The organism is Catellatospora sichuanensis (assembly GCF_007483665.1).
GTDB lineage: Bacteria > Actinomycetota > Actinomycetes > Mycobacteriales > Micromonosporaceae > Catellatospora > Catellatospora sichuanensis.
The window spans coordinates 1-23,049 of the sequence record NZ_VIQO01000030.1; the positions used below are offsets into that span (position 1 = coordinate 1).

Here is a 23,049-nt window from a genome sequence, read left to right on the forward strand (position 1 = left end):
TACGCCGACGACACCGCCAGAGTCCTCGCCTACGTCGTCCTGTCCATGATCCCCGCCCTCGGCTTCTACGCCATCGCCGAACGCCAACTCATCGGCGGCCTCGCCGGCAGCGTCAAGGGCTGACCGGCACATGCCCGCAACGGCGGCTCTCCCACCAGGGCGCGGAATTCCGGCACGGCAGCCCGACCAGGCTGCCGTGCCGCAGATCCCACCGCCGCCGGCTCCACCGTCGACGAAAGGGCGAACCGCCGTGGACGACAACCGGAAAGTGACCATCGCGGTCATCGCGCGCCTGGCCGGAGTGTCCGTGCCGACGGTCTCGCGCGTCATCAACGGCCGCTCCGACGTCTCCCCGCAGACCCGCGAACGCGTCGAAGAACTGCTCACCCGGCACGGCTACCGCCGCCGCCCGCCGAGCATGCGGGCCAGCTCCGGGCTGGTCGACCTCGTCTTCAACGACCTCGACAGCCCCTGGGCCGTCGAGATCATCCGCGGTGTCGAGGACGTCGCCCACGCCGCGGGCATCGGCACCGTGGTGTCGGCGATCCACCGGCGCACCTCGGCGGCCAAACAGTGGCTGGACAACATGCGCACCCGCTCCACCGAGGGCGTCATCTTCGTGACGTCCACCTTGGAGCCGCCGCTGCAGGCCGAACTGCGCCGCCTCAACATCCCGGTCGTCATCGTCGACGCCGCGGGCGTGCCGCCGCAGGAAGCGCCCACCATCGGCGCGACCAACTGGGCCGGCGCGCTGCGCGCCACCGAATACCTCATCGGCCTCGGCCACCGGCGCATCGGCTTCATCGCCGGCCCGCCGCAGCTGATGTGCAGCCGCGCCCGTATCGACGGCTACCGGGCCGCGCTCGAGGCCGCCGGTATCGCGATCGACGACAAGCTCGTCTACCCGGGCAACTTCTATCACGAGGCCGGCTTCTCCGGCGGCAGCCACCTGCTGCAACTGCCCGACCCGCCCACCGCCATCTTCGCCTCCAGCGACCAGATGGCGCTGGGCGTGTACGAGGCGATCCGCCAGCGCGGGCTGCGGGTGGCCGACGACGTCAGTGTCGTCGGCTTCGACGACCTGCCCGAGGTGCGCTGGTCGTCCCCGCCGCTGACCACCGTCCGCCAGCCCCTCGCCGAGATGGGCCTGCTGGCCGCACGTACCGTGCTGCGGCTGGCCCAGGGCGAGAAGATCGAGAGCCCGCGCGTGGAACTGGCCACCGAGCTGGTCGTGCGCGACAGTGCCGCGTCCCCGCGCGGCTGACCGACGTCGTGTGGTGCGGCGTGCCGCCCGGAGCCGCCGCATCACACGTCCCACGGCGACCCGCTGCCTGCCGTCGGCCCTCCGGCGGGCGCGCGACCGCGGACGGCCTGCTCCCGGCAGCCGTTCGGTGACAAAATCTTGACCGGTAACAAGTATCGGTAGTCGTATGAAACTTTCATGACTACGCTGTGCTCAGGCTGCCGGAACCCTGACCGGCGGCCGCTTGCGGCGGTACACCGCTGCCGTCGCGCCGGTCCCGAGGAGCTGTCTGTGGCTGAGAACGATACGCGCAAGGTCACCATCGCCGCGATCGCCGATCTGGCCGGGGTGTCGGTGCCCACCGTCTCGCGCGTGCTCAACGGCCGCTCCGATGTGGCCTCACAGACCCGTGAGCGCGTGGAGGAACTGCTCACCCGGCACGGCTACCGGCGCCGCCCGTCGGCCGCGCGCACCAGCTCCGGCCTGCTGGACCTGGTCTTCCCCGATCTCGACAGCCCGTGGGCCGTCGAGATCATCCGCGGCGTCGAGGACGTCGCGCATGCCGCCGGCATCGGCACCGTGGTGTCGGCCATCCACCGGCGCAACGCCTCGGCCAAGCAGTGGCTGGACAGCATGCGCACCCGGGCCACCGAGGGCGTCATCTTCGTGACCTCGATGGTGGAGCCGCCGCTGCAGGCCGAACTGCGCCGGCTCAACATCCCCGTCGTGCTCGTCGACGCCGACGGCATCCCCCAGCAGGACGCGCCCACCATCGGGGCGACCAACTGGGCCGGGGGCCTGGCCGCCACCGAGTACCTGATCCGGCTGGGCCACCGGCGCATCGGGTTCATCACCGGCCTGCCGCAGCTGATGTGCAGCCGGGCCCGGATGGACGGCTACCGCGCCGCCATGGAGTCGGCCGGGCTGCCGATCGACGACGACCTCATCTGCCAGGGCGACTTCTACCACGAGTCCGGCTTCTCCGGCGGCACCCGGCTGCTGCGGCTGCCCGACCCGCCGACGGCGATCTTCGCCTCCTGCGACCAGATGGCGCTGGGTGTGTACGAAGCCGTCCGCCAGCAGGGACTGCGGGTCGGCGACGACATCAGCGTGGTCGGCTTCGACGACCTGCCGGAGGTGCGCTGGTCGTCCCCGCCGATGACCACCGTCCGCCAGCCTCTCGCCGAGATGGGCATGGTCGCCGCCCGCACCGTGCTGCGGCTGGCCCGCGGTGAGCACGTGGAGAGCCCGCGGGTGGAGCTGGCCACCGAACTCGTCGTCCGGGACAGCGCGGCGCCGCCCCGCGTTCGATAGGAATACACCGATAGTTTCCGGAAGTTCTTGACTCCTTCTCGGTCGGACACCCAGGATGGTGATCGCCTCCATCGATGTGTGCCCAGCTTTCGAAGTGAACCCTCCGATGCGGAGCCACCTGCCCGGTCAGGCTCGCATACCTGTGCGGAGAGGCACTTCGACGGCGCGCGGGCGCACCGCTCCGCCATCCGAGAAGGAGAACCATGACGCAGCACCGCGTCCATGTCCCCAAGACCCGACGCCGCCTGGCCGCCCTCGCCGCGGTGAGCCTCGTGTCCGCACTAGCCGTGCCGCTGCTGTCGGCCACGCCCGCCACCGCCGCCACGCCACTGCGCACCCTGGCCGCGGCCAAGGGCAAGTTCATCGGCTTCGCCGGCGCGACCGGCCCGCTGGCCGACGAGGCCGCATACCGCACCATCGCGCAGACCGAGTTCAACCAGATCACCGCCGAGAACGCGATGAAGTGGGAGTCCACCGAGCCCTCGGACAACAACTACACCTGGAGCGGCGCGGACCAGATCGTCGCTTTCGCGGCCGCCAACAACCAGCAGGTCCACGGGCACACCCTGGTCTGGCACAGCCAGACCCCTGGCTGGGTGCAGGGCCTGGGCGCGACCGCGATGCGCACCGCCATGCAGGACCACATCGCCACCGTCGTCGGCCGTTACGCCAACAACGCGTCGCTGGTGTCATGGGACGTGGTCAACGAGGTCTTCGACGAGAACGGCGGCTTCCGCACCAGCTTCTGGTACAACACGCTTGGCCAGAGCTTCATCGCCGACGCGTTCCGCTACGCGCGCGCCGCCGACCCCAACGCGAAGCTGTGCATCAACGACTACAACGTCGAAGGCATCAACGCCAAGAGCACCGCGATGTACAACCTGGTCCAGTCGCTGCGAGCGCAGAACGTGCCGGTCGACTGCGTCGGCTTCCAGAGCCACCTGGCCACCCAGTACGGCTTCCCCGGCGACATGCGCCAGAACCTCGAGCGTTTCGCCGCGCTGGGCGTCGAGGTGCGCATCACCGAGCTGGACATCCGCATCCAGACCCCGCGTACCTCGGCCAAGGACACCACCCAGGCGACGTACTACACCAACGCGGTCAACGCCTGCCTGGCCGTGCCCGCCTGCAGCGGCATCACCATCTGGGGCTTCACCGACAAGTACTCCTGGGTCCCGGACACGTTCCCCAGCGAGGGCGCGGCACTGCTCTACGACGAGAATTACCAGCCCAAGCCCGCCTACACCGCGGTCAACACGGCGCTGGGCGGCAGCCCGACGGGCGACACCCAGGCGCCCACCACACCCAGCAGCCTCGCGGCCTCCGGCGTGACCTCCAGCAGCGTGAACCTGTCGTGGACCGCCTCGACGGACAACGTCGGGGTGGCCGGGTACGACATTCTGCGCGCTCCGGGCACGTCCGGTGGCACGTTCGCGTCGGTGGGCACGTCGACCACGGCGTCGTTCAGCAACACGGGGCTGTCGGCCAACACGTCGTACCGCTACCAGGTCCGGGCGCGTGACGCCGCGGGCAACACCTCGGCGGTGTCCAACACCGTCACCGTGACCACGACCGGTGGCGGCACCGGCGACACCCAGGCCCCGAGCACGCCGAGCAGCCTGGCCGCGGCGGGCACCACGTCCAGCAGCACCAACCTGACCTGGACCGCCTCGACCGACAACGTCGGAGTCACCGGCTACGACATCCTGCGCGCCCCCGGCACGTCAGGCGGCACCTTCACCTCGGTCGGCACGTCCACGACGACGTCGTTCAGCAACACGGGCCTGTCGGCCAACACGTCGTACCGCTACCAGGTCCGGGCGCGCGACGCCGCGGGCAACGTCTCCGCGGTGTCCAACACCGTCACGGTCACCACGACCGGCGGCGGCACCGGCGGCGGCTGCTCGGTCACCGCGACCGTGCAGACCCAGTGGAACAACGGCTACGTCATGCAGCCGGTGACCGTCACCAACACCGGCACCTCGGCGATCAGCAGCTGGACCGTCACGTTCACGCTGCCGTCGGGCCACGCCGTCACCGGCCAGTGGAACGCCGTGCTGACCACCGGCGGCCAGACCGTGACCGCGAAGAACGCGCCGCACAACGGCGCCCTGGCCCCGAGCGCGAGCACCACCTTCGGGTTCCAGGCGAGCCGGCCCAACGGCGACACCGCCACGGCCGGCACGTTCACCTGCACCACCCCGTGATCCACCACTGACGGGTGCGGCCTCCCTTCGGGCCGCGCGCCGCGGGTGGGCCGCCGAACGCCCGGACGGCAGCCCACCCGTCCCGTTCCGCTGAGCCGGACTCCGGCCGCCAGTGGGGTGGGGCCGGGGCGGGGGCGGGTGACCGAGCCCAGGTCACCCGCTCCCGCCGCCCGGCGTGGCGGCGGCCCCGATCAGGCCGCCGCCGCTGCCGGGCCCAGCTCATAGCGCACGTGCGTGACCAGATCCGTGTGCCGCACACCGACCTGCACCAGGTCCATGCGGCCGACGCCCTCGAACAGCCGCTCACCACGGCCCAGCAGCAACGGCGCGATGTGCAGGCGCAGCTCGTCGATCAGCCCCGCGGCAAGGAACTGGTTCACCGTCGCGGCCCCGCCCGCGATCGCGACGTCCCGGTCGCCCGCGGCGGCGCGCGCCCGGTCGAGCGCCTCGGCGATGCCGCCGGTCACGAAGTGGAACACGGTGCCGCCCGCCTTCTGCACGGACTCCCGCGCGTGGTGGGTGAGCACGAAGACCGGCGCGTGGTACGGCGGCTCGTCGCCCCACCAGCCCGTCCAGCCCAGGTCCCAGTCGCCGCGGCCGGGGCTGAACATGTTGCGGCCCATGATGAACGCGCCGGCGTCGGTGATCGCGGCGAGTTCATCGGCGTTGTTCTCGGGCTCGTCGAACATCCAGCGGTGCAGGTCGTCCCCGACACCGTCCCCGAAGGGCGCGTCGGCGCGCTGGTTCAGGCCCGCCGTGAAACCGTCCACCGACATCGCCATGTCGCAAGTGATCTTGCCCATCGTCTTGCTCCTCGTCAGTCGCGGGGCGGCGCCCCGTCTGACCATAAGTCGGAGCCGTGCGGCGTTTCTCTACACGCCCGCTCGAAGAATTCTTCGCCCGGCGCGCTCGCCTCAAGAACGGCGCGGCGGCACGGTGCGTCAGTTCGTGCACGACCAGGGGCAAGTGCCGGGGCACCGGAGGTCGCCGGGGGATCAGCGGGGGACTGTGCGCGGCGTGTCGTCGGCGCCGACGGGAGCGTGTGCGGCCGGCTGCGCCGCGGGATGATCACCGTAGTGCGCCGGGTCGTCGAGCGCGCCGTCGTCGAGCAGGGCGAGGAACGCGTCCAGGACCGCGGGATCGAAGCGGGTGCCCCGCCCCTCGACGAGCGCGTCGCGACCGGGCGGCACCGGTGCCTCCTGCGGACAGGAGTCGTCGGCCCGCAGGACGGCCCAGGCGTCGCACACGGCGATGATCCGCGCTTCGACCGGGATCTCCGCGCCGGCCAGCCCGTACGGGAAACCGGTGCCGTCATGGTTCTCGTGATGGGCCGCGACCAGGGGCGCCAGGTCCGGCCGGGCCGCCAGCTCGACGAGCAGGCGCGCGCCCTGCGCCGGATGGCCCGGGTCGTCGGCTCTGCGGCCGCCGAGGGGCCGGTCGGGCTGCTGCGTGGCCAGGGCGGTGATCCGGCCGATGTCGTGCACCCGGGCGGCGGCCGCGGTGCGGCGCTGCGTCGCGTCGTCCAGACCCAGCCGCGACGCGGTGCGAAACGCCCAGCGCGACACCGCCGCGGCGCACTCCCGGTCGCCCAGCGCCCGGTCGATCCGGTCGGCCATCCACACCAGCGCCGGGGGCAGGTCGGTGACCGGGTCCGCGGCGGTCGGCGACGGCTGCCCGGAACCGACGACGCGGTCGCGGCCGAGCGCTTTGGCGCGGTAGACGGCCTGGTCCGCCTCGTCGATGAGCGCGTCGGTGTCGACTCGTCCGCGCTCGCCGGGCTCGACGGTGGCCACCCCGAGCGAGGCGGTGAGCACGACGGGCTCGGCCACTCCGGCGACGGCGGCGGGGGTGCCGCGCAGGGTCTGCCGCAGCCGCTCGGCCAGCTCGTACGCGGCCGGCGCGGGGGTGCTGGGCAGCAGGCAGACGAACTCCTCCCCGCCGTACCGGCACAGCAGGTCGCTGCCGCGCACCTCCCGGCGCAGCCGCTGCGCGACGTCGGTGAGCACGGCGTCGCCCACCGAGTGGCCGTAGGTGTCGTTGATGTCCTTGAAATGGTCCAGGTCGATCAGGACCAGGCTGAGCGGGAGGTGGTGGCGGACCGCGCGCTCGGCCTCGACGTCGATCATCTCCTTGAAGAAGCGGCGGTTGTACAGGCCGGTGAGCTGGTCGGTGATCGCGGCGGTACGCAGGCCCTGGGTGAGCCGGGCCCGGTCCCGGGTGGCGACGACCTGCCGCACCAGCAGACCCAGCAGCAACAGCATGGTGACCGCGAGCGTGACCAGGCTGAGCCGGCCGACCAGGACGAGGTCCGCGACGGCGAGGCCGCCCACCGCCAGCACGGCCACCACGGCCGGCAGGAACGCCAGGTCCGGATCGACGGCCCGCGGCTGGTCGGACTCCGCCCGGCGGCCCGCCACGACGGCCGCCACGCACAGCAGCACGGCCTCGACCTGCCAGCCGAGGTTCACCCAGCTCGAACTCTCGTACCGGTCGACGGCGGTCAGGTACGCGTACGCCCCGTCGGTGATGGAGGCCAGGCCGAACGCGGTGCCAACGATGATCATCGAGCGGGGCACGTGTTGTGCTCCGCTCAGCAGGACCGCCACCAGGATGCTGACGATGCTCACCGAGAACACCGGATAGAGGAAGGTGACCAGGGCAGCGGCGCTCCAGGTGCTCGGCACGAGCGGGCTGATGAGCATCTGCCAGCCGATCGCCGCGGCTCCGGCGGCCACGAGCAGGGCGTCGAGCAGGCCCTGGGTCCGGCCCAGCACGCCCAGACCCAGGCCGATGACAATGGCCGGCAGCGCCACGGCGTAGGAGAGCAGGTAGGCCGCGTCGGCGAACGACGGGACGGGTGCGCCCTCGGGCGACAGGTAGGAGTAGACGGCCCAGGTGGACTCGCCGATGAGCCACAGCGAGTTCGACACGATCAGCAGCCGCCATGCCGTGCCGACACGCTGGCGGGTGCGGCGGGCCGCGTACACGGCCAGTGCCGTCGCGGCAGCGATCGGGACCAGGTAGACGACCTCGCCGACGAGGCGGGAGGCGTCCGGGGAGTTGCGGGTCGCCCGCATCAGGACCGCGTACAGGGTCACCCAGGCCGCGCCCGCGAGGACGACTCCCACCACGGCCCGGTCGGGTCCGGCTGATGCCGTCCGGGTCTCCAGTGCGCCATCGTCCGCCGCCGTGACGAGCCTCCCGGTGGTGAAAGAGAACTACTCTCTGTCACAAGTCTGGCACAGCGACCGGGTGGCGGGGCCTGTCGGCGAACCTTGCGCACGGCACCGGCCGGGGCCGCCGGGATCGCCCCGACGGCCCCGGCCGCCTGATCAGGGCTGTGCGATCAGCCGGAAGGACTGCGCCCCGCTGCCGTTGCAGGTGTACTGCACCAGCTGGACGCTGTCGGCGGTGGAGGCGGCAGGCACATCGAGGCACTTGCCGCTGTGCCGGGACACGAAGTGGTAGTACCCGCCGCCCTCGGACACGGGCAGCCACTGCTGGTTGTTGCCCCCGCCGTAGGTCCACAGGTGGATCAGCGCGTTGTCGGCGGCCGACACCCCGTTGACGTCGAGCACCTGGGCGGGGTTGTTGCGGTTGTTGATCCGCACGTAGCCGCCGCTGGTCGGCTGGAACAGGTACTGCTGGGCGAAGGTGTTGTTGCAGGTGTACTGCTGGATCGCGGTGCCGTTGGCGGTGCCCGACGAGCGGGCGTCCACGCACTTGTTGCTGGTCTTGTTCGCCACGCTGTACCAGGTGGTCGACGAGATCGGGCCGCCGCCGGGCGGGGTGCCGCCCGCGCCGAACGGGCTCAGCACGATGCTCGCCGAGCGCGGGTCGCCGTCGTGGACCAGCGACTCGAACGCGCCGACGTCGTCGAACGCGAACGCGTACGCCTTGCCGTCGGCCATGTTCGCGTGGATGATCTTGGCGTACTGGTTGGTCGGGTTGCTCTGGTAGAACTGGGCCGCGTTCGTGCTGGGCTGGGTGTCGACGGTGCCCAGCGTGCCGCGGTTGAGCGCGGCGCACAGCGTGCGCGCGATCGGCCCGACGACCAGGTCGTTGGGCGCGTGCAGGTTGCCGTCGCAGCCCCACACGTGGGCGCTGGTGGGCTTGTTGAACGAGGCCACCTGCTGCCCCGCGGAGTTGGTGAAGTTCATGACGTTGCCGCTGGTACGCCCGAAGTACCGGGTGTTGGGCTGGTCGGTGAACGGCACCACGGTCAGCGTCTTGGAGGCGTAGGCGTTCCACGCCGAGGTGATGTACCCGTCCAGGTAGGTGGCGCTGAACAGCCCGGCCCCGGCCGCCTTGCCCGGGGCGAGCACGCGCAGCACGGTGCCGTCGGAGGGCCGGGTGTAGACGGTGTTGGCCCAGCCGGACTGGGCCCGGATCTGGTTGATGACGTTGTTGCGCCCGTTGGACACCACGTCGCCGGTGCGCTTGGTCGCCCCGGACGCGCCGGTCACGGTCACCGCGTGCGGCACGGAGAACATGTCGACCTGGGAGCTGTTGATCCACAGCCCGGCGTCGTTGTAGGTGAACTCGCTCCAGTCGAACAGGATGTTGTAGTTGGCGTCACCCGACGCCCACGGCGCGGGCTGGACCAGGCCGTCGGGGGTGAGGAAGAACTTGAGCTTCTCACCGAAGGAGAAGTAGGCCCGGCCGGAGAAGCCGCGGGGGAACCGGATGGTGCTGCTGCCGCCGTTGCCGGGGCCGGCGATCGCGACGTCGGGGGCCGGTGACGGCGGGAGCTGCCCGCCGCTCCACGGCGTGAACGCACCCGCGCCGTTGACGTAGCCGAGACGCCCGGTGCTGAGCTGGACGCCGATGACGTACAGGTAGACCGCGTCGCCGCGGCCGGTGTTGTTGGTGACGGTGACGGGAAGCGGGTCGGGTCCGATCGCCTGGGCGGGCGAGGCGGTCGCGGCCACGGCCAGCGGGACGGCCAGCGCGGTCGCGGCGAGCACGCCGAGGACCTTTCGTCTGGTACGCATGTCGCGGAACCTCACATTCTGATGAGGTGGACGGATGACAGGCCCGGTCGACGAGCCCCGGGCGGATGGCTGATCCCCGCAGTGGGCGACTGCGAGAGCGCTCTCCACCGCCGGGATCGGGTCAGGGCTGTCACCATCGCGACCAGGATGCAGGGCCACATCGAGGCGGCGACGGTTTCCCGGCGGACAAGAGAGCGCTCTCACGATACGGCGCGCGCGAATTCCCGGTCAATAGACGATGAACTATGACGCGGCAGAGCCGGACCGCATCTGTCGCGGTCCGGCTCGGTGTTCGGCGGCGGGCGCGACAGCCCGGCCCGGATCAGTGCACGAATTCCGTGGTCACGTTGGCGTCGACGAGGTCGCCGAACCCGTAGACCCAGGCCTGGCCGACCGGGTCGCCGAGTTGTGCGCGCAGCCAGTAGGCGCTCCACCGGGCCGCGGTCTCCACGCTCTGCGCCTGGGCGAGGGCCTGCGGGGACAGGTCGGGCCGCGCGCCGGCCGGGTTCTGCGCGTCGGTGATGCCGTAGTGGTTGGCACCGAGCACGCTCGCGTACAGCTTCGGCGGCGAGGTGACCGCCTGGTAGGTGGCGTATCCGTTGGCCGGGGTGCCGATGCCGTCGGCGCTGCCCTGGATGAGGGCGACCGGGACCGTGTTGGCCACCGGCGGGGTGGTGCCGGTGCCCGGCTGGGTGTTGTTGGTTCCGTACAACGCGACCGCCTTGAGCTGTGGCGGAGCGGGCGCCGGCGCGGTGCAGAACGGCGGAGTGCACAGGCCGGTGGCCAGGCTGAGCGCCGCCGCGCCACCGAACGAGTGCCCGAGCAGCAGCAGCCGACTCGGGTCGAGCGCGCCCAGCAGCGGCGAACCGGCCCGCGCGTTCTCCGTCTGGGCCCAGGTGACGGTCCAGCCCGCCTGCGCGCCGGTGGCGTACAGGCCGGGCTGGCCGAACAGCACCTGGAAATGGTTGGGCACGACGACCGCGAAGCCGTACGAGGCGACCTTGGCGGCGTAGCCGGAGTACTGCGCCTTGTCCACGTTGGCGCCCTGCAGCAGCAGCACCACCGGCCACGGGTCGTGCGGCGAACCGGTGACCGGGTGGTAGACGTCGGCGGCGTCACCGTTGACGGTGCTCGCGTACACGGCGACGGAGGAGTAGGCGGCGGAGGCGGGCGCGGGGGCGGCCAGCATCGCGGTCACGGTGGCGAGGGCGGCCGTGAGAGCGGTGACGGCGGTGCGCCGTACACGGTGGGTCGATGTACTCAAGACGATGCTCCCGTTTCTGTAGGCGAAACAGTGTTTCGTATAGAGAGACATATTGGAGACTGTGGCGACGTACGTCAATGCGCGGCGGCCCGGCCCGCCGGCGCCGATCGATGCGCAAAACGACGCAAATCCGGAAAGAGGGTTCGCATTATGCGCGCCGCACCCGCATGATCGAGGAGGAGACTTCGCCAGTTTCCGCAGGTCGCCAGTGCTGGGAGGAGCGCAGCCATGGGCATGGACGAAAAACTTGCCAACTTGTCGCGCCGGTTCGTCGCGCGCACCGTGCGCACCTTCGGGCGCGTGGCCGGCAACCCGCGCTGGGAGATGGCCGGCCACCTGCTGGGGGCCAAGGCCGACGACGACGCGGCCCGGGAGAAGGGCAAGGACGATCTCAAGGCGCTGGAGGCGGTGAGCCGCTTCGCCGCCGAACGGCCCGGCCTGCTCGACACACAGCGGCTCGCGCCCGTCGCAGCGCCGATCGCCGACCCGGTCCGATGGCCCGTTCCCGCCCGTCGCCGTCCGCCTCAGACATAGCATGACCTGCGACAGTGCGTGAACAGACCGCTGGGCACGCCGGGTGCGACGTCGGGGGAGCCATGACGACGGCAATCATGAACACGCTCACCGAGGACGAGATGATGCTGATCCGCGACACTGAACGCGAACGGCTCGCCGACCTCGACGAGGACGGTCTGCTCGAGCTGCACGACCGCATCCGGCGGGCGCGCAACAAGTACGTCAAGCTCTACCGCCGCCAGTCCGGCATCCGGGTGACCGAGTCCGGCGGCCGCGGCAAAGCCCTGCCCAAAGGCACCCGCGACCGGCAGAAGGCCGAGGTCTTCGAGGACGCGCTCGCCCGGGTGAGCCGCGCCGTCGCGATCGCCGCGAAGGCCAGCGCGCAGCAGCTCAAGGCTGAACGGCTGCAGATGGCCAAGGAGAGCCGCAACACCACCCCGCCGCGGCCCTCGCGCCCGCCGGCGAAGGCGCGACCGGGCAGCCAGGTGACCGACCGGTCACCGGACTCGCCGGGGCTGCGCAAGCGGCAGGCCTCGTCCCGGGCGGCCGGCGCGCGCCGCCAGGCCGGCCGCGACAGCCGCTGACGCAGAGACGTCTCCCGTCGGTGAGTGCTCGTTTCGGGACGCGGATGCGTCCCGAAACGAGCACTCCGCTTCGCCATACCTGCCGGGCCGGTACCCGCCGACCTGACGGCCGTGACGGGCTACGCGTGGGCCGCGGTCGACCGGAGCAGCTCGAGGCCGAGGTCAGCGAGGAAGCGGGTCAGCGCGGCACGCTGCCGCCACAGTTCGGTGAGCTGCTCGGTGTGTGGGGCGTTCAGCGTCTCGAACGGCAGCGAGGTGAGGGCCGCACGGGTCACGAGGCCGCCGACGTAGCCGTAGGCGACCGCGTCAGGGTCGGCCTCCACACCGTACGCGCCCATGCCCTCCAGGTAGGCGGGCACGAGGAGTTCGTGGATGGCGGGTAGGACCGCTGCCTCGACGTGCCCGGCGTGGGCGAGGCCGACGAGCAGTTGGCCGAGATCGAACCCGACCGCGAGCGGACACTGGAACGCCACGTCGATGGCGACGAAGACGTCGGGCTCACCGCGTGGGACGAGCAGGTTCTGCGGGCTGGCGTCGCCGTGCGCCAGCGACTGGGGCAGGGTGTCGAGCCGGTCCAGGATCTCGGGCACCGCCCCGGCGAGACGGCGCAGGTCGTCGCGCAGCTCCGCGTCGACGGCCGACGCGACCAACGGGTGCGCCCACAGCCCGTCCTCGTCGAGGGCGGGCACCGCGCCGCGCATGACCCGGCTGCCGACCAGCATGCGCAACGCCCAGCCCGGCTCGCCCGCGGCGGCGAGCAGCTCCGGGGTACTGCGTCGCGCGGCCAGCCCGCCGAGCGCGACGGCGGCGCGTCGGTAGTGGCCGAGCGTCCAGTCGCGGTCGGCGATGGCGTCGACGTCCTCCATCCACAGCAGCAGCCGGTCGTCGTCCAGCTCGGTGATCCGGTACAGGACGGGGACCCGTAGCCCGGCCGGCAGGTATCCGGCGAACGGCTGCTCCCACATCGCCAGCTCCTGCCGCCACGGCAGGGTTCTGCACAACTCCTCGCGGAACACCTCCGGCACCAGGTGCAGCAGGGGCCAGTGCCGCGGATTCTGCACCAGCTTGACGAAGACGCTCCAGGCTCGTCCGTCGCCGCGTACGCGGGCGAGGCCGCCGGTGGCCGGGGAGCCGGACTGGTAGTCGATCGGCTCGACGCTCCAGGAGCCAGGCCCGGCGTTCTCGCCGAGCACCAGCTTGGCGACCTCGGCCACTTCCGTTGCAGACAGCTCCATGGCGGCTCCGGGATAGTAAGGCTACCTGACGACTTGGGGAGATAGTAAGGTAGCCTGATGAGTCCCGTCAACGGCGATCCCCCGCACGTGTTCGACCTGTTGGGACAGGCCCTCACGGTCGCGCGGCGGGGCATGGAGGCCGAGGTCGCCGGCGAACCGCACCACCTGCGCGGTTCCCACCTGCGGCTGCTCTCGCTCACTCCCGCCGGCGGTCTGCGCCCCACCGACCTCGCCGCCCGCGTCGGCATGACCAAACAGTCGCTCGGCGAGTTCGTCGCCACCATGCAGCAGGCCGGCTTCCTGCACGTCGATCCGGACCCCACCGACCGGCGTGCCCGCATCGTGCGCCCCACCGACAAGGGCCTGCGCCTACAGGCCCGCATCCAGGAGATCCTCGGCGAGACCGAGCACCGCTGGCGCGACGAGGTCGGCGCGCGGGACTGGGCGACCTTCCACCGGGTGCTGCGACACATCGCCGCCGGCAAGGCGTCGGGCGACGACCCGCGCTGACCGGATGAATGGGCGAAGAAGGAATGTCCGGAAATAGTCGGAGCAAGGCCGGCGTCGTTTCTTGTCACTGATCTCCGGCATCGAAATGCATCGGTGAGTCCGCGGCACTCGCCGTGCCGCAGTCGATGGTGGCTCCGCGACCGCTTCGGCCTGCGCCGACGTCGCCCGGTCGGCCGACTGTCCACATCGGTCGAATCCTGTTCGGACACTGTCGGATAGTGTTCTGCCCGTTGGGACTCTGGTGCCGGATTACATTCTTGTGCAACGATCCCTTCGCATTCCCCCAGCGGCGCTTTCGTGTTTCCTGGACCGCTCTGCGGCTCCATGCGCCGCCTCTCCGCTCATGCCCTCAGAAAGGTGTCCGGATGAGACCACCCAGGTGGCTACGAGCTGCATTCGTGGGGGTTCTCGTCGTGCCGCTGGCCGGTGCGACGTGGACCACTCCCGGAATGGCGGCTCCGCAACCCTCACCGTTCAAAGCGAACAAGGTGACGGCGACGTCGCACATCACGGCGGACAAGACCCCCAGCAGCCGGCTCGCCCAGACCGACCCGACGCTGCTCGGCCGCACCGACACCGCCCTGGTGCCGGTGCTGGTCAAGCTCGACGTCGAAGCGGTCGCGACGTACGCCGGCGGCATCGACGGCTACGCCGCGACCAGCCCGCGCGTCACCGGCCGCAAGCTGTCCGGCAACGCCGCGGAGAAGCGTTACGAGGGCTACCTCGCCCAGCGTGAGGACGCGTTCGTCAGCGCGCTCGGCAAGGTGTCCGGCGCCAAGGCCGGGCAGCGGCTGCGCACCGTCTACGGCGGCGTCGCGGCGGTCGTGCCCGCCAACAAGATCGCCGACGTACTGAAGATCCCGGGCGTGTCCGCGGTGCAGAAGGACGAGCTGCGCAAGCCGCTCACCGACGCCAGCGCCCCGTTCATCGGCGCGACGTCGCTCTACCCAGGCCTGGGCGGCACCGCCAACGCCGGCAAGGGCGTCATCATCGGTGTCATCGACACCGGCGCGTGGCCGGAGCACCCGTCCTTCGCCGACCAGGGCAACCTGGGCGCTCCGCCGGCCAAGGCCGACGGCACGGCTCGCGAGTGCGACTTCGGCGACAACCCGCTGACCCCCGCCGCAGACGTGTTCGTCTGCAACAACAAGCTCATCGGCGGCGGCAAGTTCCTGGACACCTACGACGCGCAGACCGGTGACGACGTCTACCACTCGGCGCGTGACAGCGGCGGCCACGGCACCCACACCGCGTCCACCTCTGCCGGCAACATGCTCGCCTCCGCGACGGTGTTCGGCGTCGAGCGCGGTCCCTTGAACGGCGTCGCCCCGGGTGCGTGGGTGTCGGTGTACAAGGCGCTCGGCCCGCAGGGCGGCTACAGCTCCGACCTGGCCGCCGCCGCGCAGCAGGCGATCCTCGACGGCGTGTCGGTGATCAACTACTCGATCTCGGGCGGCAGCAACCCGTTCACCGACGCCGTGGAGCTCACGTTCCTCGACGCGTACGCCGCGGGCGTGTTCGTGTCGGCCTCGGCCGGCAACTCCGGGCCGGGCTCGGCGACCACCGACCACGTGTCCCCGTGGGTCACCACGGTCGCGGCGTCGACCCAGACCCGCGAGTTCGTGTCCACGCTGACCCTCAAGTCGGGTGCGGACACGCTGGTGCTGACCGGCGCGTCGATCACCGCCGGGGTCGGCGAGCTGCCCGTCGTGATGTCGTCGTCGTACGGCGACCCGTTGTGCCAGAGCGCGGCCCCGGCCACGGTCTCCGGCAAGATCGTGGCCTGCCAGCGCGGCGTCAACGCCCGTGTGGAGAAGGGCTTCAACGTCAAGGCGGGCGGCGCGGCAGGCATGATCCTGTTCAACGCCGCACTGGCCGACATCGAGACCGACAACCACTTCCTGCCGACGGTGCACCTGGCCGACGGCACGCAGTTCAACGCGTTCGTGACGGCGCACCCCGCCGGCGTGACCGCATCCTTCACCGCCGGCCAGAAGCAGAACGGCCAGGCCGACGTGATGGCGGCGTTCTCGTCGCGCGGCCCGGGCGGACTGGGCATCAAGCCCGACATCACCGCCCCGGGTGTGCAGATCCTGGCCGGCAACACGCCCACCCCGGACGCCGTCGACGGCGGCCCGGCGGGCGAGTACTTCCAGGCGATCGCCGGCACGTCCATGTCCGCTCCGCACATCGCGGGCGCGGCCGTGCTGCTCAAGGCCGCGCACCCGACCTGGACGCCCGGCCAGATCAAGTCCGCCATGATGACCACGGCGAAGACGTCGGTCGTCAAGGAGGACACGGTCACCCCGGCCGACCCGTTCGACCACGGTTCGGGCCGTCTCGACCTGACGAAGGCGTCCAACCCGGGCATCACCTTCGACGAGACCGCCGAGCGGATGTTCTCGCTGGGCAACAACCCGATCGCGGCCGTGCACCTGAACCTGCCGTCGATCAACGTGCCGACCCTGCCGGGCAGGCTCACCACCTACCGCACTGCGGTCAACGTCAGCGGCAAGTCGCAGGCCTACCGCGTGACCGCCTCGGCGCCGACCGGCAGCAAGATCACCGTTTCGCCGAGCAGCTTCACGCTCGCCCCGGGCAAGGCGGTGAAGCTGAAGATCACGATCTCGTCCACCGCGCCGACGGCGCAGTACTTCGGGCAGATCAGCCTCGACGCGACCCGGGCCGGCATGCCGACCCTGCACCTGCCGGTGGCATTCGTGCCGCAGCAGGGCAGTGTCAGCCTGACCAGCACCTGCGCTGCCGGTTCCATCGACTGGCTGGGCAGCACCAGCTGCACGGTGACCGCGACGAACAACTCGTTCGCCGAGGCCACCGCCGACCTGAAGACGAAGCTCGACGTCAACCTCGCGGCCACCGGTGCGACCGGTGCGACCGTGCACAACCCGTGGCTGGTCACCAAGAACGACGTCACGCTGTCCGGCGCGCAGCCGGGTGTGCCGTCGATCGAGCCCGGCGCGGGACCGGCGGGCTACCTTCCCCTCGCGGATTTCGGCATCCTGCCGGACCCGGTGGGCGATGAGTCGATCATCAACTACAACGTGCCGCCGTTCGTCTACAACGGTCTCACGTACACCTCCATCGGCGTCCTCTCCAACGGCTACGCGGTCGTCGGCGGCGCCACCAGCGAGGACAACAACTGCTGCAACCTGACCCAGATCCCGGACACGGCCCGCCCGAACAACGTGCTGGCCCCGTTCTGGAGCGACCTCGACGGCAGCAACGACGAGGGCGTGCGGGTGGCGACGCTGACCGACGGCGTCAGCACCTGGCTGGTCCTGGAATGGCAGGTGGACGTGTGGGGCACCAACTCCAACCGCCACTTCCAGATCTGGATCGGCGTCAACGGCACGCAGGACATCTCGTTCGCGTACGACACGGCCGCGCTGCCCGCCGACCCCGGTGGTCAGGCGTTCATCGTGGGCGCGGAGAGCGCGGACGGCACCGGGGGCGAACAGCTCCCCGTCGGCACCCTGCCGACGGACGACCTGGTCGTCACCAGCACCGACCCGGCTCCGGGCGGTTCGGTGTCCTACGCGGTCAACGTCATCGGCGTCCTGCCCGGTTCCGGCGCTCTCACCACTGAGATGACCGCCGACACCGTGCCCGGTGTCACCGTGGTCAACTCCGCGGTGGTCGTGCGACGCCCCGGCACCACCGGTCAGCAGCCCTGACCGGAGATGAACTGAGGCCGGGGTGCGCAAAGATGCGCACCCCGACCTTTCTCGTCCGCTCGGCCGCGTCAGGCCGGGACCGCCCCCGTGACCTCGCGCTGCCAGGGCGGCGGCACCCGGACCCAGGCCATGCCCGCCGCGGTCGCCGCCTCGATGCCCAGGTCGGCGTCCTCGAACACCACGCAGTGCTCCGGCGCGACCCCGAGCTGCTGCGCGGCCAGCAGGAACGCCTCCGGATCCGGCTTGGCCCGCGTGTAGTCCTCCGCGCACACCATCAGGTCGAACCGGTCGAGCAGGCCGAGCGTCGTCAGCGACCTGGCGACGGAGTCACGGGCACCGCCGGAGACGATCGCGAACGGGATCCGCCCGTGGGCGTGCTCGATGTGCGCCAGCACCTCCGGCACCGCGGTCAGCTGCGGCAGCAGCTCCCGGTACAGGCTCTCGCGGCGCTGATCGACCTCGGCGACCGGCATGGTCAGCCCGTGCGTGGTGTTCAGGTCGGCGATGACGTCGGCCGTCGTTCGGCCGCCCCACGCGTAGAACAGATCCTCGGGCAGGTCGCAGCCCCACTCGCCGACCGCCTGCGACCACGCGCGGTAGTGCAACGGCATCGAGTCGGCGACGGTGCCGTCGCAGTCGAACAGGTAGGCCCGGAACTCCCCGGGCGGCAGCGGCAGCATCACCGCAGCAGGCTACCTGCGCGCCAAGCGGGCCGGGGCCCCACGCGGCCACGTCGAACACCGGGCCTACGCGGTCAGCGCATGCCACGTCCTGGTGGACCTGCCGCGCACGTACAGGTGTCGTCCACGTCCGACGGTACGGACCTGGGAGGCCAGGACCTGACGATCGTCGTACTGCCAGGGCAACTGTGCGTGCGTACGCAGCGCCACCTGCCTCAAGAACCAACTCGCGGGCGAAGGAACGCGACCACGGCATCCTCGCAAACCAAACGGGGTCCCGCCGTTCGGGGCACCCCGTCGTCAGGCAGGGCCGGCCGTTCGACGTATCACCGCCTCGGGTCAGGACCCGCCGCCCGCCGCCCGGACGGCCCGCCCGCCCATCTCTCGCAGGTAGGCGACGAGTTCCGGCGGCCCGTGCACCTCGAACTCGCAGCCGAGTGTCAGCAGCCGCCAGGCCAGCCACTCCAGCGGCTCGGTGTGGCTGGTCAACCGGCACGTGGTCGCGTCGATCGGCACCAGATCGGCGGGGGAGTCGCCCACCCGTCCCGCCACCTGCGCCAGGGGCGCGTGCAGGGTCGCCACCGCCTGATACACGGGCGCCAGTTCGCTCAGTTTGCCGGTCACGTACGTGGCGGCGTCGGCGGCCGGCAGGGTCCGTGGTGCGGTGCGCTGCCCGGTAGAGCGCAACGCGCTCATCCGGTCCACGCGGAAGATGCGCCAGTCGGCGCGGTCGGCGTCGTAGGCCACGAGATACCACCGGCGGCCCGCGGACACCAGTTTGTGCGGCTCGACCAGCCGCTCGCTGTCCGTGCCGCCGTGCCGCCGGTAGCCGAACCGCAGCCGTTCCCGGTTGCCGACGGCGGCGGCCAGCGCGGTCAGGTGATCGAGGTCGACCATCGGACCGCCCCAGGCCGTCAGCGGTTCGGTGGCCCGGCCGAGCATGCCGACCCGGTGGCGCAGCCGCGACGGCAGCACCTGTTCGAGTTTCGCCAGCGCGCGGACCGATGCCTCGTCGATCCCGGTCACCGCGTGCACCGCCGCGGTGCGCAGGCCGACGGCGATCGCCACCGCCTCCTCGTCGTCGAGCAGCAGCGGCGGCATCGCCTTGCCGGCGACCAGGCGGTAGCCGCCGACCGCGCCCATCGTCGCCTGCACCGGGTAGCCCAGGTCGCGTAGGCGCTCCACGTCCCGCCGGATGGTGCGCACGCTGACCTCCAACCTGGAGGCGAGTTCGCTGCCGGGCCATTCCCGGGGCGTCTGGAGCAAAGACAGCAGGGTCAGCAGCCGGGCGGGGGTGTCGGACATGGTGCCAGCTTGCCGGTCATGTGTGACAGAACCTGACCTATATAGGTCATAGCGTGGCTCGCATGAAGCCGTTTCTGATCGACATCCCCCAAGCCGACCTCGACGACCTGCGTGACCGGCTCGCCCGGACCCGCTGGCCCCGGCAGACGCCCGGTGACGGCTGGAGCCGCGGGGTGCCGGTGGACTACCTGCGGGAGCTGGCCGAGTACTGGGCCACCGGCTACGACTGGCGCGTACACGAGGCGCGGCTGAACAAGTTTCCCCAGTTCATCACCGAGATCGACGGCCTGGACGTGCATTTTTTGCACGTGCGCTCGCCGGAGCCGGACGCGCTGCCGCTGATCCTGACGCACGGCTGGCCGAACTCCGTCGTCGAGTTCACCGAGCTGATCGGGCCCCTGACCGACCCCCGCGCGCACGGCGGGGACCCAGGGCAGGCCTTCCACGTGGTGGTGCCGTCCGTGCCCGGCTTCGGGTTCTCGCAGGCGCCGCCGCAGACAGGGTTCACGGTCGGCCGGCTCGCCGCGATGTGGGCCGAACTCATGCGCCGTCTCGGCTATGACCGTTACGGCACGCAGGGCGGCGACCTCGGCGCATACGTGGCTCCGGAGGTGGCGAAGGTCGCGCCGGAGCACGTGGTCGGCGTGCACATCGACGGCGGCTTCGGCTTCCCCACCGCAGCAGACGTGCCGGAGATGACGGAGGCGGAACGTGCCGAGTGGGAGCAGATGCAGCAGTGGATGAGCGGTGGTGTGGACCATCACGCGCTGCTGCGGGCCGCGCCGCAGACCTTCGCATACGCCTGGAACGACTCCCCGGCCGGGCTGCTGGCCTGGATGATGCAGAAGTTCAAGGAGTTCGCCTTCATGGCAGAGACGCCGGATCAGGTCATCGACCGGGACCAGTTGCTCACCAACGTCAGCCTCTACTGGTTCACCGGCACGTCGGGATCGTCCTCGTGGCCGATGTACGACCGCCTGACCCTGGCCGCCGACGGCGGATTCGCCTGGCCCAAGGGACAGATCCGGGTGCCGTCGGGGGTGTACGGCGGCGGTTCCGCACTGATGCGGCGCCTCGCGGAACGTGACAACACCATCGTGCACTGGCCCGCGGGCAATCCTGGCAACCACTTCGTGGCGATGGAGGTGCCGTCGGTGCACGCGGCCGATATCCGGGCCTTCTTCGCCAAGGTGCGAGCCCGGTCGGACCGCTGAAAGCTGTGCAGACGCAAGGCCGGGGCGACCCGGCTCATCCGGGCCGCCCTGGCGGCGATCGAAACTGCGGCCTTGGCGCACATCGGGTCAGTGCCGGCGGGCGGTGCGCCATGTGGCGGTGTACGGCAGCGCGAACAAGTACAGGCCGGTGATCAGGAGCAACGCGAGCGGGAGCAGCGGCACGTAGGAGATCCACATGGCCGGGTCCTGCTGCGCCAGGGCGACGAACGTGACGACGACGGTCACCGTGAAGACGATCGCCGTCCAGCGGTGAAACCGGCGGATCCACTTGTTGCGGTTCATGGGGACTCCGTGAGGACGTTGCCGTCCCGGCGATCGCCGGGTGGGGATGTTCGGTGGGCGGGGACGGCAGCGGGGCGCGCCGTCCCCCTCGCCGGGTTTCGGCGCCGGATCAGTGGTCCTGCAGCAGGCCCAGCACATTGCCGTCGAGGTCGGTGACGGTGGCCACGAGGCGGCCGCCGCCGACGTCGTGCGCGGCCTGCTGCACGGTGGCGCCTGCGGCGGTCACCTCGGCGAGCTTGGCCTTGATGTCCGGCACGTGCCAGTAGGTCACCGGCGAGGTCAGGCCCTGCGGTCCGCCGCTGGGCACCAGGCCGATCTGCTGGCCGGCGGCCTCGAAGCCGACGTAGTACGACGAGTCGGTCTGCGGCTGAACGCCCAGCAGCGCGGTGTACACGGCCTTCGCCGCAGCGAGGTCGGACACGGGGTGGAGCACGGTCTTGGCGCCGAGGGTGGAAGAGCCGGTCATGGTCGCTCCTGAGGTAGTGGGTCGTTCGGCCCGGTAGGTGTGTTCCCTGGTGAGAAGCGGGAACTGCATACAGCTTTTCGTCCGCGGGGGTTGGCCGGCATCCGTGGCGACCACGGAACCGACCACGGATCGTGGGTACGGGGACCGCCTACGGCAGGTGTGGCGACGCCGGAGCCACACCTGCGGCGACGAGGCGGCCGTCCTGCGTAGCGGGCCTGACCGGGACCGCGGGGGCCGCGACGGTGCCCGCCGTGCGGCGGGTGAGCCGCAGCACGGCCGCGACGGACAGGCCCAGCGCGATGGTGAGCAGTGCGGAGATCAGCAGGGTGGGCCGTGCACCGACCGAGGAGACGACCGGACCGCCCACCAGCGTGCCCAGCCCGGTGGCGGGGGCGGTCAACGCGGCGCGGGCGGCGAGCACACGGCTGAGCACGTGTGGTGGGGTGCCGCGCTGGAACAACGCCGTGGAGATGGCGGTGAACGGGCCGTAGATCAGCCCGCCGGCGGCGAATCCGACCAGCCCGGGTGCGACGGCGTCGGTCAGCCCGAGGGGCAGCAGGGCGGCGCCCCAGCCGACGATGATGGCGACCACGACCGGCCAGGGCGCGCGGTGCCGCAGCAGCACCGCCCCGAGTGCGCCGACCGTCGCCCCGATCCCGAACGCGGTCCAGTACAGGCCCAGCAGGCCGGGTGAGCCGTGCAGCCCGTGGGCGACGTGCACCGGCAGGGCGACCTCGACAGGGCCGTAGAGGAAGAAGAACGCGCAGGTGACCAGGAGCAGCCCGAGCAGGCGTGGCTGGTCGAGGATGGTGCGCCAGCCGCTGGTCGGCGGTGTGTCCGGCGCGTTCGTCCCGGCGGTGGCGGTGGCGGCCTGCCGGCCGGCGAGCGCCCAGGCGGCGACCGCCAGGACGGCGAAGCTCGCCGCGTCCACCCCGATCACCCAGCCCGGCCCGACCAGCGCGGTCAGCCCGCCGGCCAGGGCCGGGCCGACCACGAACGCCGACTGCGCGAACGTCGACAGCAACGCGTTGCCGGTGACCTGGTCGTCCTCCGGTAGTAGTTCCGCCACCAGCGTGTACACCCCGGCGTTGCCCCACGCGTGCAGCAGCGACGAGACCGCGAGCAGCGCCACGTAGACGACCGGATCCAGCTGCCCGGTCACCGCCAGGATCGCGACCGCGGCCAACGTCACCGCCCGCACCGAGGCGTCCGCCGCCACCAGCTGCGCGGCACGCAGCCTACGCATCAGCCGGGCGAGCAGAGCCGCGCCGAGCGGGGCCGGCAGCGCGTACGCCGCGACCGCCAGCCCGGTCCAGACACCGGCCTGGCCGGGCGGCGCGATCTGGACCGCGAGCCACGCCACCGCGACCATGCTCATGCCGTCGCCGAGGGCGGAGACCAGCTGTGCGGGCAGGATCCAGCGCAGTGCCGGGTGCCTGCTCAGCCGACCGATGGACCCGATCCAGGACCGCGCGCCGTCCCGCAGATGCTTCATCTCGTGCTCCGTTTCCGACGTCCG

At 71.4% G+C, this 23,049-nt stretch carries 18 protein-coding genes; 8 read left to right on the top strand and 10 right to left on the bottom strand.

Translation table 11 applies throughout. The features are described from left to right. Positions 1-250: 250 nt before the first annotated feature. The 3 genes from FLL47_RS33750 (at position 251) to FLL47_RS33760 (ending at position 4,764) form a co-directional block, all read left to right on the top strand. The gene (locus FLL47_RS33750) at positions 251-1,264 is read left to right on the top strand and encodes a LacI family DNA-binding transcriptional regulator (RefSeq protein WP_246159015.1); all 1,014 of its coding nucleotides are present in this window, start codon (positions 251-253) and stop codon (positions 1,262-1,264) included. Positions 1,265-1,534: 270 nt separating this feature from the next. Continuing rightward, a complete protein-coding gene (locus FLL47_RS33755; RefSeq protein ID WP_144126711.1) occupies positions 1,535-2,557 on the top strand; it encodes a LacI family DNA-binding transcriptional regulator in 1,023 nt (340 codons plus the stop codon). Positions 2,558-2,760: 203 nt separating this feature from the next. Then, entirely contained in the window at positions 2,761-4,764 is a 2,004-nt protein-coding gene (locus FLL47_RS33760) for an endo-1,4-beta-xylanase (RefSeq protein WP_144126712.1), read from the top strand. 191 nt (positions 4,765-4,955) lie between these two features. On the opposite strand, the gene FLL47_RS33765 is transcribed toward FLL47_RS33760, so the two are convergent. The 4 genes from FLL47_RS33765 to FLL47_RS43265 form a co-directional block, all read right to left on the bottom strand. Further along, positions 4,956-5,567 carry a dihydrofolate reductase family protein gene (locus FLL47_RS33765; protein WP_144126713.1) on the bottom strand — a complete coding sequence of 204 codons (612 nt, stop codon included), beginning with the start codon at positions 5,565-5,567 and terminating at the stop codon, positions 4,956-4,958. A gap of 192 nt (positions 5,568-5,759) precedes the next feature. Continuing rightward, complete coding sequence (locus FLL47_RS44845) at positions 5,760-7,892, bottom strand: bifunctional diguanylate cyclase/phosphohydrolase (RefSeq protein WP_144126714.1); 2,133 nt, start codon at positions 7,890-7,892, stop codon at positions 5,760-5,762. Between the two features lie 204 nt (positions 7,893-8,096). Beyond that, positions 8,097-9,758 (bottom strand): beta-1,3-glucanase family protein, encoded by a 1,662-nt coding sequence (locus FLL47_RS33775; protein WP_144126715.1) that lies wholly within the window; start codon positions 9,756-9,758, stop codon positions 8,097-8,099. Between the two features lie 322 nt (positions 9,759-10,080). After that, on the bottom strand, positions 10,081-11,022 hold the full coding sequence (locus FLL47_RS43265; RefSeq protein WP_186316066.1) for an alpha/beta hydrolase family protein: 942 nt from the start codon (positions 11,020-11,022) through the stop codon (positions 10,081-10,083). Positions 11,023-11,250: 228 nt separating this feature from the next. Here FLL47_RS43265 and FLL47_RS43270 point away from each other — a divergent pair, with 228 nt between their 5' ends. Together FLL47_RS43270 and FLL47_RS33785 are read left to right on the top strand one after the other, a co-directional pair. Further along, complete coding sequence (locus tag FLL47_RS43270) at positions 11,251-11,556, top strand: hypothetical protein (RefSeq protein WP_186316067.1); 306 nt, start codon at positions 11,251-11,253, stop codon at positions 11,554-11,556. A 62-nt stretch (positions 11,557-11,618) separates the two neighbouring features. Beyond that, positions 11,619-12,122, top strand: a complete 504-nt coding sequence (locus FLL47_RS33785; RefSeq protein WP_144126717.1) for a hypothetical protein — start codon at positions 11,619-11,621, stop codon at positions 12,120-12,122. Between the two features lie 119 nt (positions 12,123-12,241). Here the strand turns inward: FLL47_RS33785 and FLL47_RS33790 are convergent, their stop codons facing one another. After that, positions 12,242-13,357, bottom strand: a complete 1,116-nt coding sequence (locus tag FLL47_RS33790; RefSeq protein WP_144126718.1) for an aminoglycoside phosphotransferase — start codon at positions 13,355-13,357, stop codon at positions 12,242-12,244. 57 nt (positions 13,358-13,414) lie between these two features. Between FLL47_RS33790 and FLL47_RS33795 the strand changes: the two genes are divergently transcribed. Together FLL47_RS33795 and FLL47_RS33800 are read left to right on the top strand one after the other, a co-directional pair. Beyond that, positions 13,415-13,867 carry a MarR family winged helix-turn-helix transcriptional regulator gene (locus FLL47_RS33795; RefSeq protein ID WP_144126719.1) on the top strand — a complete coding sequence of 151 codons (453 nt, stop codon included), beginning with the start codon at positions 13,415-13,417 and terminating at the stop codon, positions 13,865-13,867. A gap of 365 nt (positions 13,868-14,232) precedes the next feature. Then, complete coding sequence (locus FLL47_RS33800) at positions 14,233-17,562, top strand: S8 family serine peptidase (RefSeq protein ID WP_222106317.1); 3,330 nt, start codon at positions 14,233-14,235, stop codon at positions 17,560-17,562. Between the two features lie 68 nt (positions 17,563-17,630). Here FLL47_RS33800 and FLL47_RS33805 read toward each other — a convergent pair whose 3' ends face one another. Beyond that, positions 17,631-18,242 carry an HAD family hydrolase gene (locus FLL47_RS33805; protein ID WP_342780384.1) on the bottom strand — a complete coding sequence of 204 codons (612 nt, stop codon included), beginning with the start codon at positions 18,240-18,242 and terminating at the stop codon, positions 17,631-17,633. A 339-nt stretch (positions 18,243-18,581) separates the two neighbouring features. Next, positions 18,582-19,547 (bottom strand): helix-turn-helix transcriptional regulator, encoded by a 966-nt coding sequence (locus FLL47_RS33810; RefSeq protein ID WP_144126721.1) that lies wholly within the window; start codon positions 19,545-19,547, stop codon positions 18,582-18,584. 62 nt (positions 19,548-19,609) lie between these two features. Between FLL47_RS33810 and FLL47_RS33815 the strand changes: the two genes are divergently transcribed. Next, entirely contained in the window at positions 19,610-20,761 is a 1,152-nt protein-coding gene (locus FLL47_RS33815) for an epoxide hydrolase family protein (RefSeq protein WP_144126722.1), read from the top strand. Between the two features lie 87 nt (positions 20,762-20,848). Here the strand turns inward: FLL47_RS33815 and FLL47_RS33820 are convergent, their stop codons facing one another. The 3 genes from FLL47_RS33820 to FLL47_RS33830 all read right to left on the bottom strand — a co-directional run bounded on the left by FLL47_RS33820 (position 20,849) and on the right by FLL47_RS33830 (position 23,025). Beyond that, positions 20,849-21,064 carry a hypothetical protein gene (locus FLL47_RS33820; RefSeq protein WP_144126723.1) on the bottom strand — a complete coding sequence of 72 codons (216 nt, stop codon included), beginning with the start codon at positions 21,062-21,064 and terminating at the stop codon, positions 20,849-20,851. Positions 21,065-21,173: 109 nt separating this feature from the next. Further along, positions 21,174-21,530: a VOC family protein gene (locus tag FLL47_RS33825; protein WP_144126724.1), complete on the bottom strand. Its 357-nt coding sequence runs from the start codon at positions 21,528-21,530 to the stop codon at positions 21,174-21,176. Positions 21,531-21,678: 148 nt separating this feature from the next. Further along, positions 21,679-23,025, bottom strand: coding sequence for an MFS transporter (locus FLL47_RS33830; RefSeq protein WP_144126725.1), 1,347 nt, complete (start codon positions 23,023-23,025; stop codon positions 21,679-21,681). Positions 23,026-23,049 lie beyond the last annotated feature (24 nt).

Coding starts and splice junctions, on each gene's coding strand:
- FLL47_RS33820 (WP_144126723.1), bottom strand. CDS start 21,064: ATGAACCGCAACAAGTGGATCCGCCGGTTTCACCGCTGGACGGCGATC.
- FLL47_RS33830 (WP_144126725.1), bottom strand. CDS start 23,025: ATGAAGCATCTGCGGGACGGCGCGCGGTCCTGGATCGGGTCCATCGGT.
- FLL47_RS33795 (WP_144126719.1), top strand. CDS start 13,415: ATGAGTCCCGTCAACGGCGATCCCCCGCACGTGTTCGACCTGTTGGGA.
- FLL47_RS33785 (WP_144126717.1), top strand. CDS start 11,619: ATGACGACGGCAATCATGAACACGCTCACCGAGGACGAGATGATGCTG.
- FLL47_RS33815 (WP_144126722.1), top strand. CDS start 19,610: ATGAAGCCGTTTCTGATCGACATCCCCCAAGCCGACCTCGACGACCTG.
- FLL47_RS33775 (WP_144126715.1), bottom strand. CDS start 9,758: ATGCGTACCAGACGAAAGGTCCTCGGCGTGCTCGCCGCGACCGCGCTG.
- FLL47_RS33805 (WP_342780384.1), bottom strand. CDS start 18,242: ATGCTGCCGCTGCCGCCCGGGGAGTTCCGGGCCTACCTGTTCGACTGC.
- FLL47_RS33825 (WP_144126724.1), bottom strand. CDS start 21,530: ATGACCGGCTCTTCCACCCTCGGCGCCAAGACCGTGCTCCACCCCGTG.
- FLL47_RS33765 (WP_144126713.1), bottom strand. CDS start 5,567: ATGGGCAAGATCACTTGCGACATGGCGATGTCGGTGGACGGTTTCACG.
- FLL47_RS33800 (WP_222106317.1), top strand. CDS start 14,233: ATGAGACCACCCAGGTGGCTACGAGCTGCATTCGTGGGGGTTCTCGTC.
- FLL47_RS33810 (WP_144126721.1), bottom strand. CDS start 19,547: ATGTCCGACACCCCCGCCCGGCTGCTGACCCTGCTGTCTTTGCTCCAG.
- FLL47_RS33760 (WP_144126712.1), top strand. CDS start 2,761: ATGACGCAGCACCGCGTCCATGTCCCCAAGACCCGACGCCGCCTGGCC.
- FLL47_RS33790 (WP_144126718.1), bottom strand. CDS start 13,357: ATGGAGCTGTCTGCAACGGAAGTGGCCGAGGTCGCCAAGCTGGTGCTC.
- FLL47_RS43270 (WP_186316067.1), top strand. CDS start 11,251: ATGGGCATGGACGAAAAACTTGCCAACTTGTCGCGCCGGTTCGTCGCG.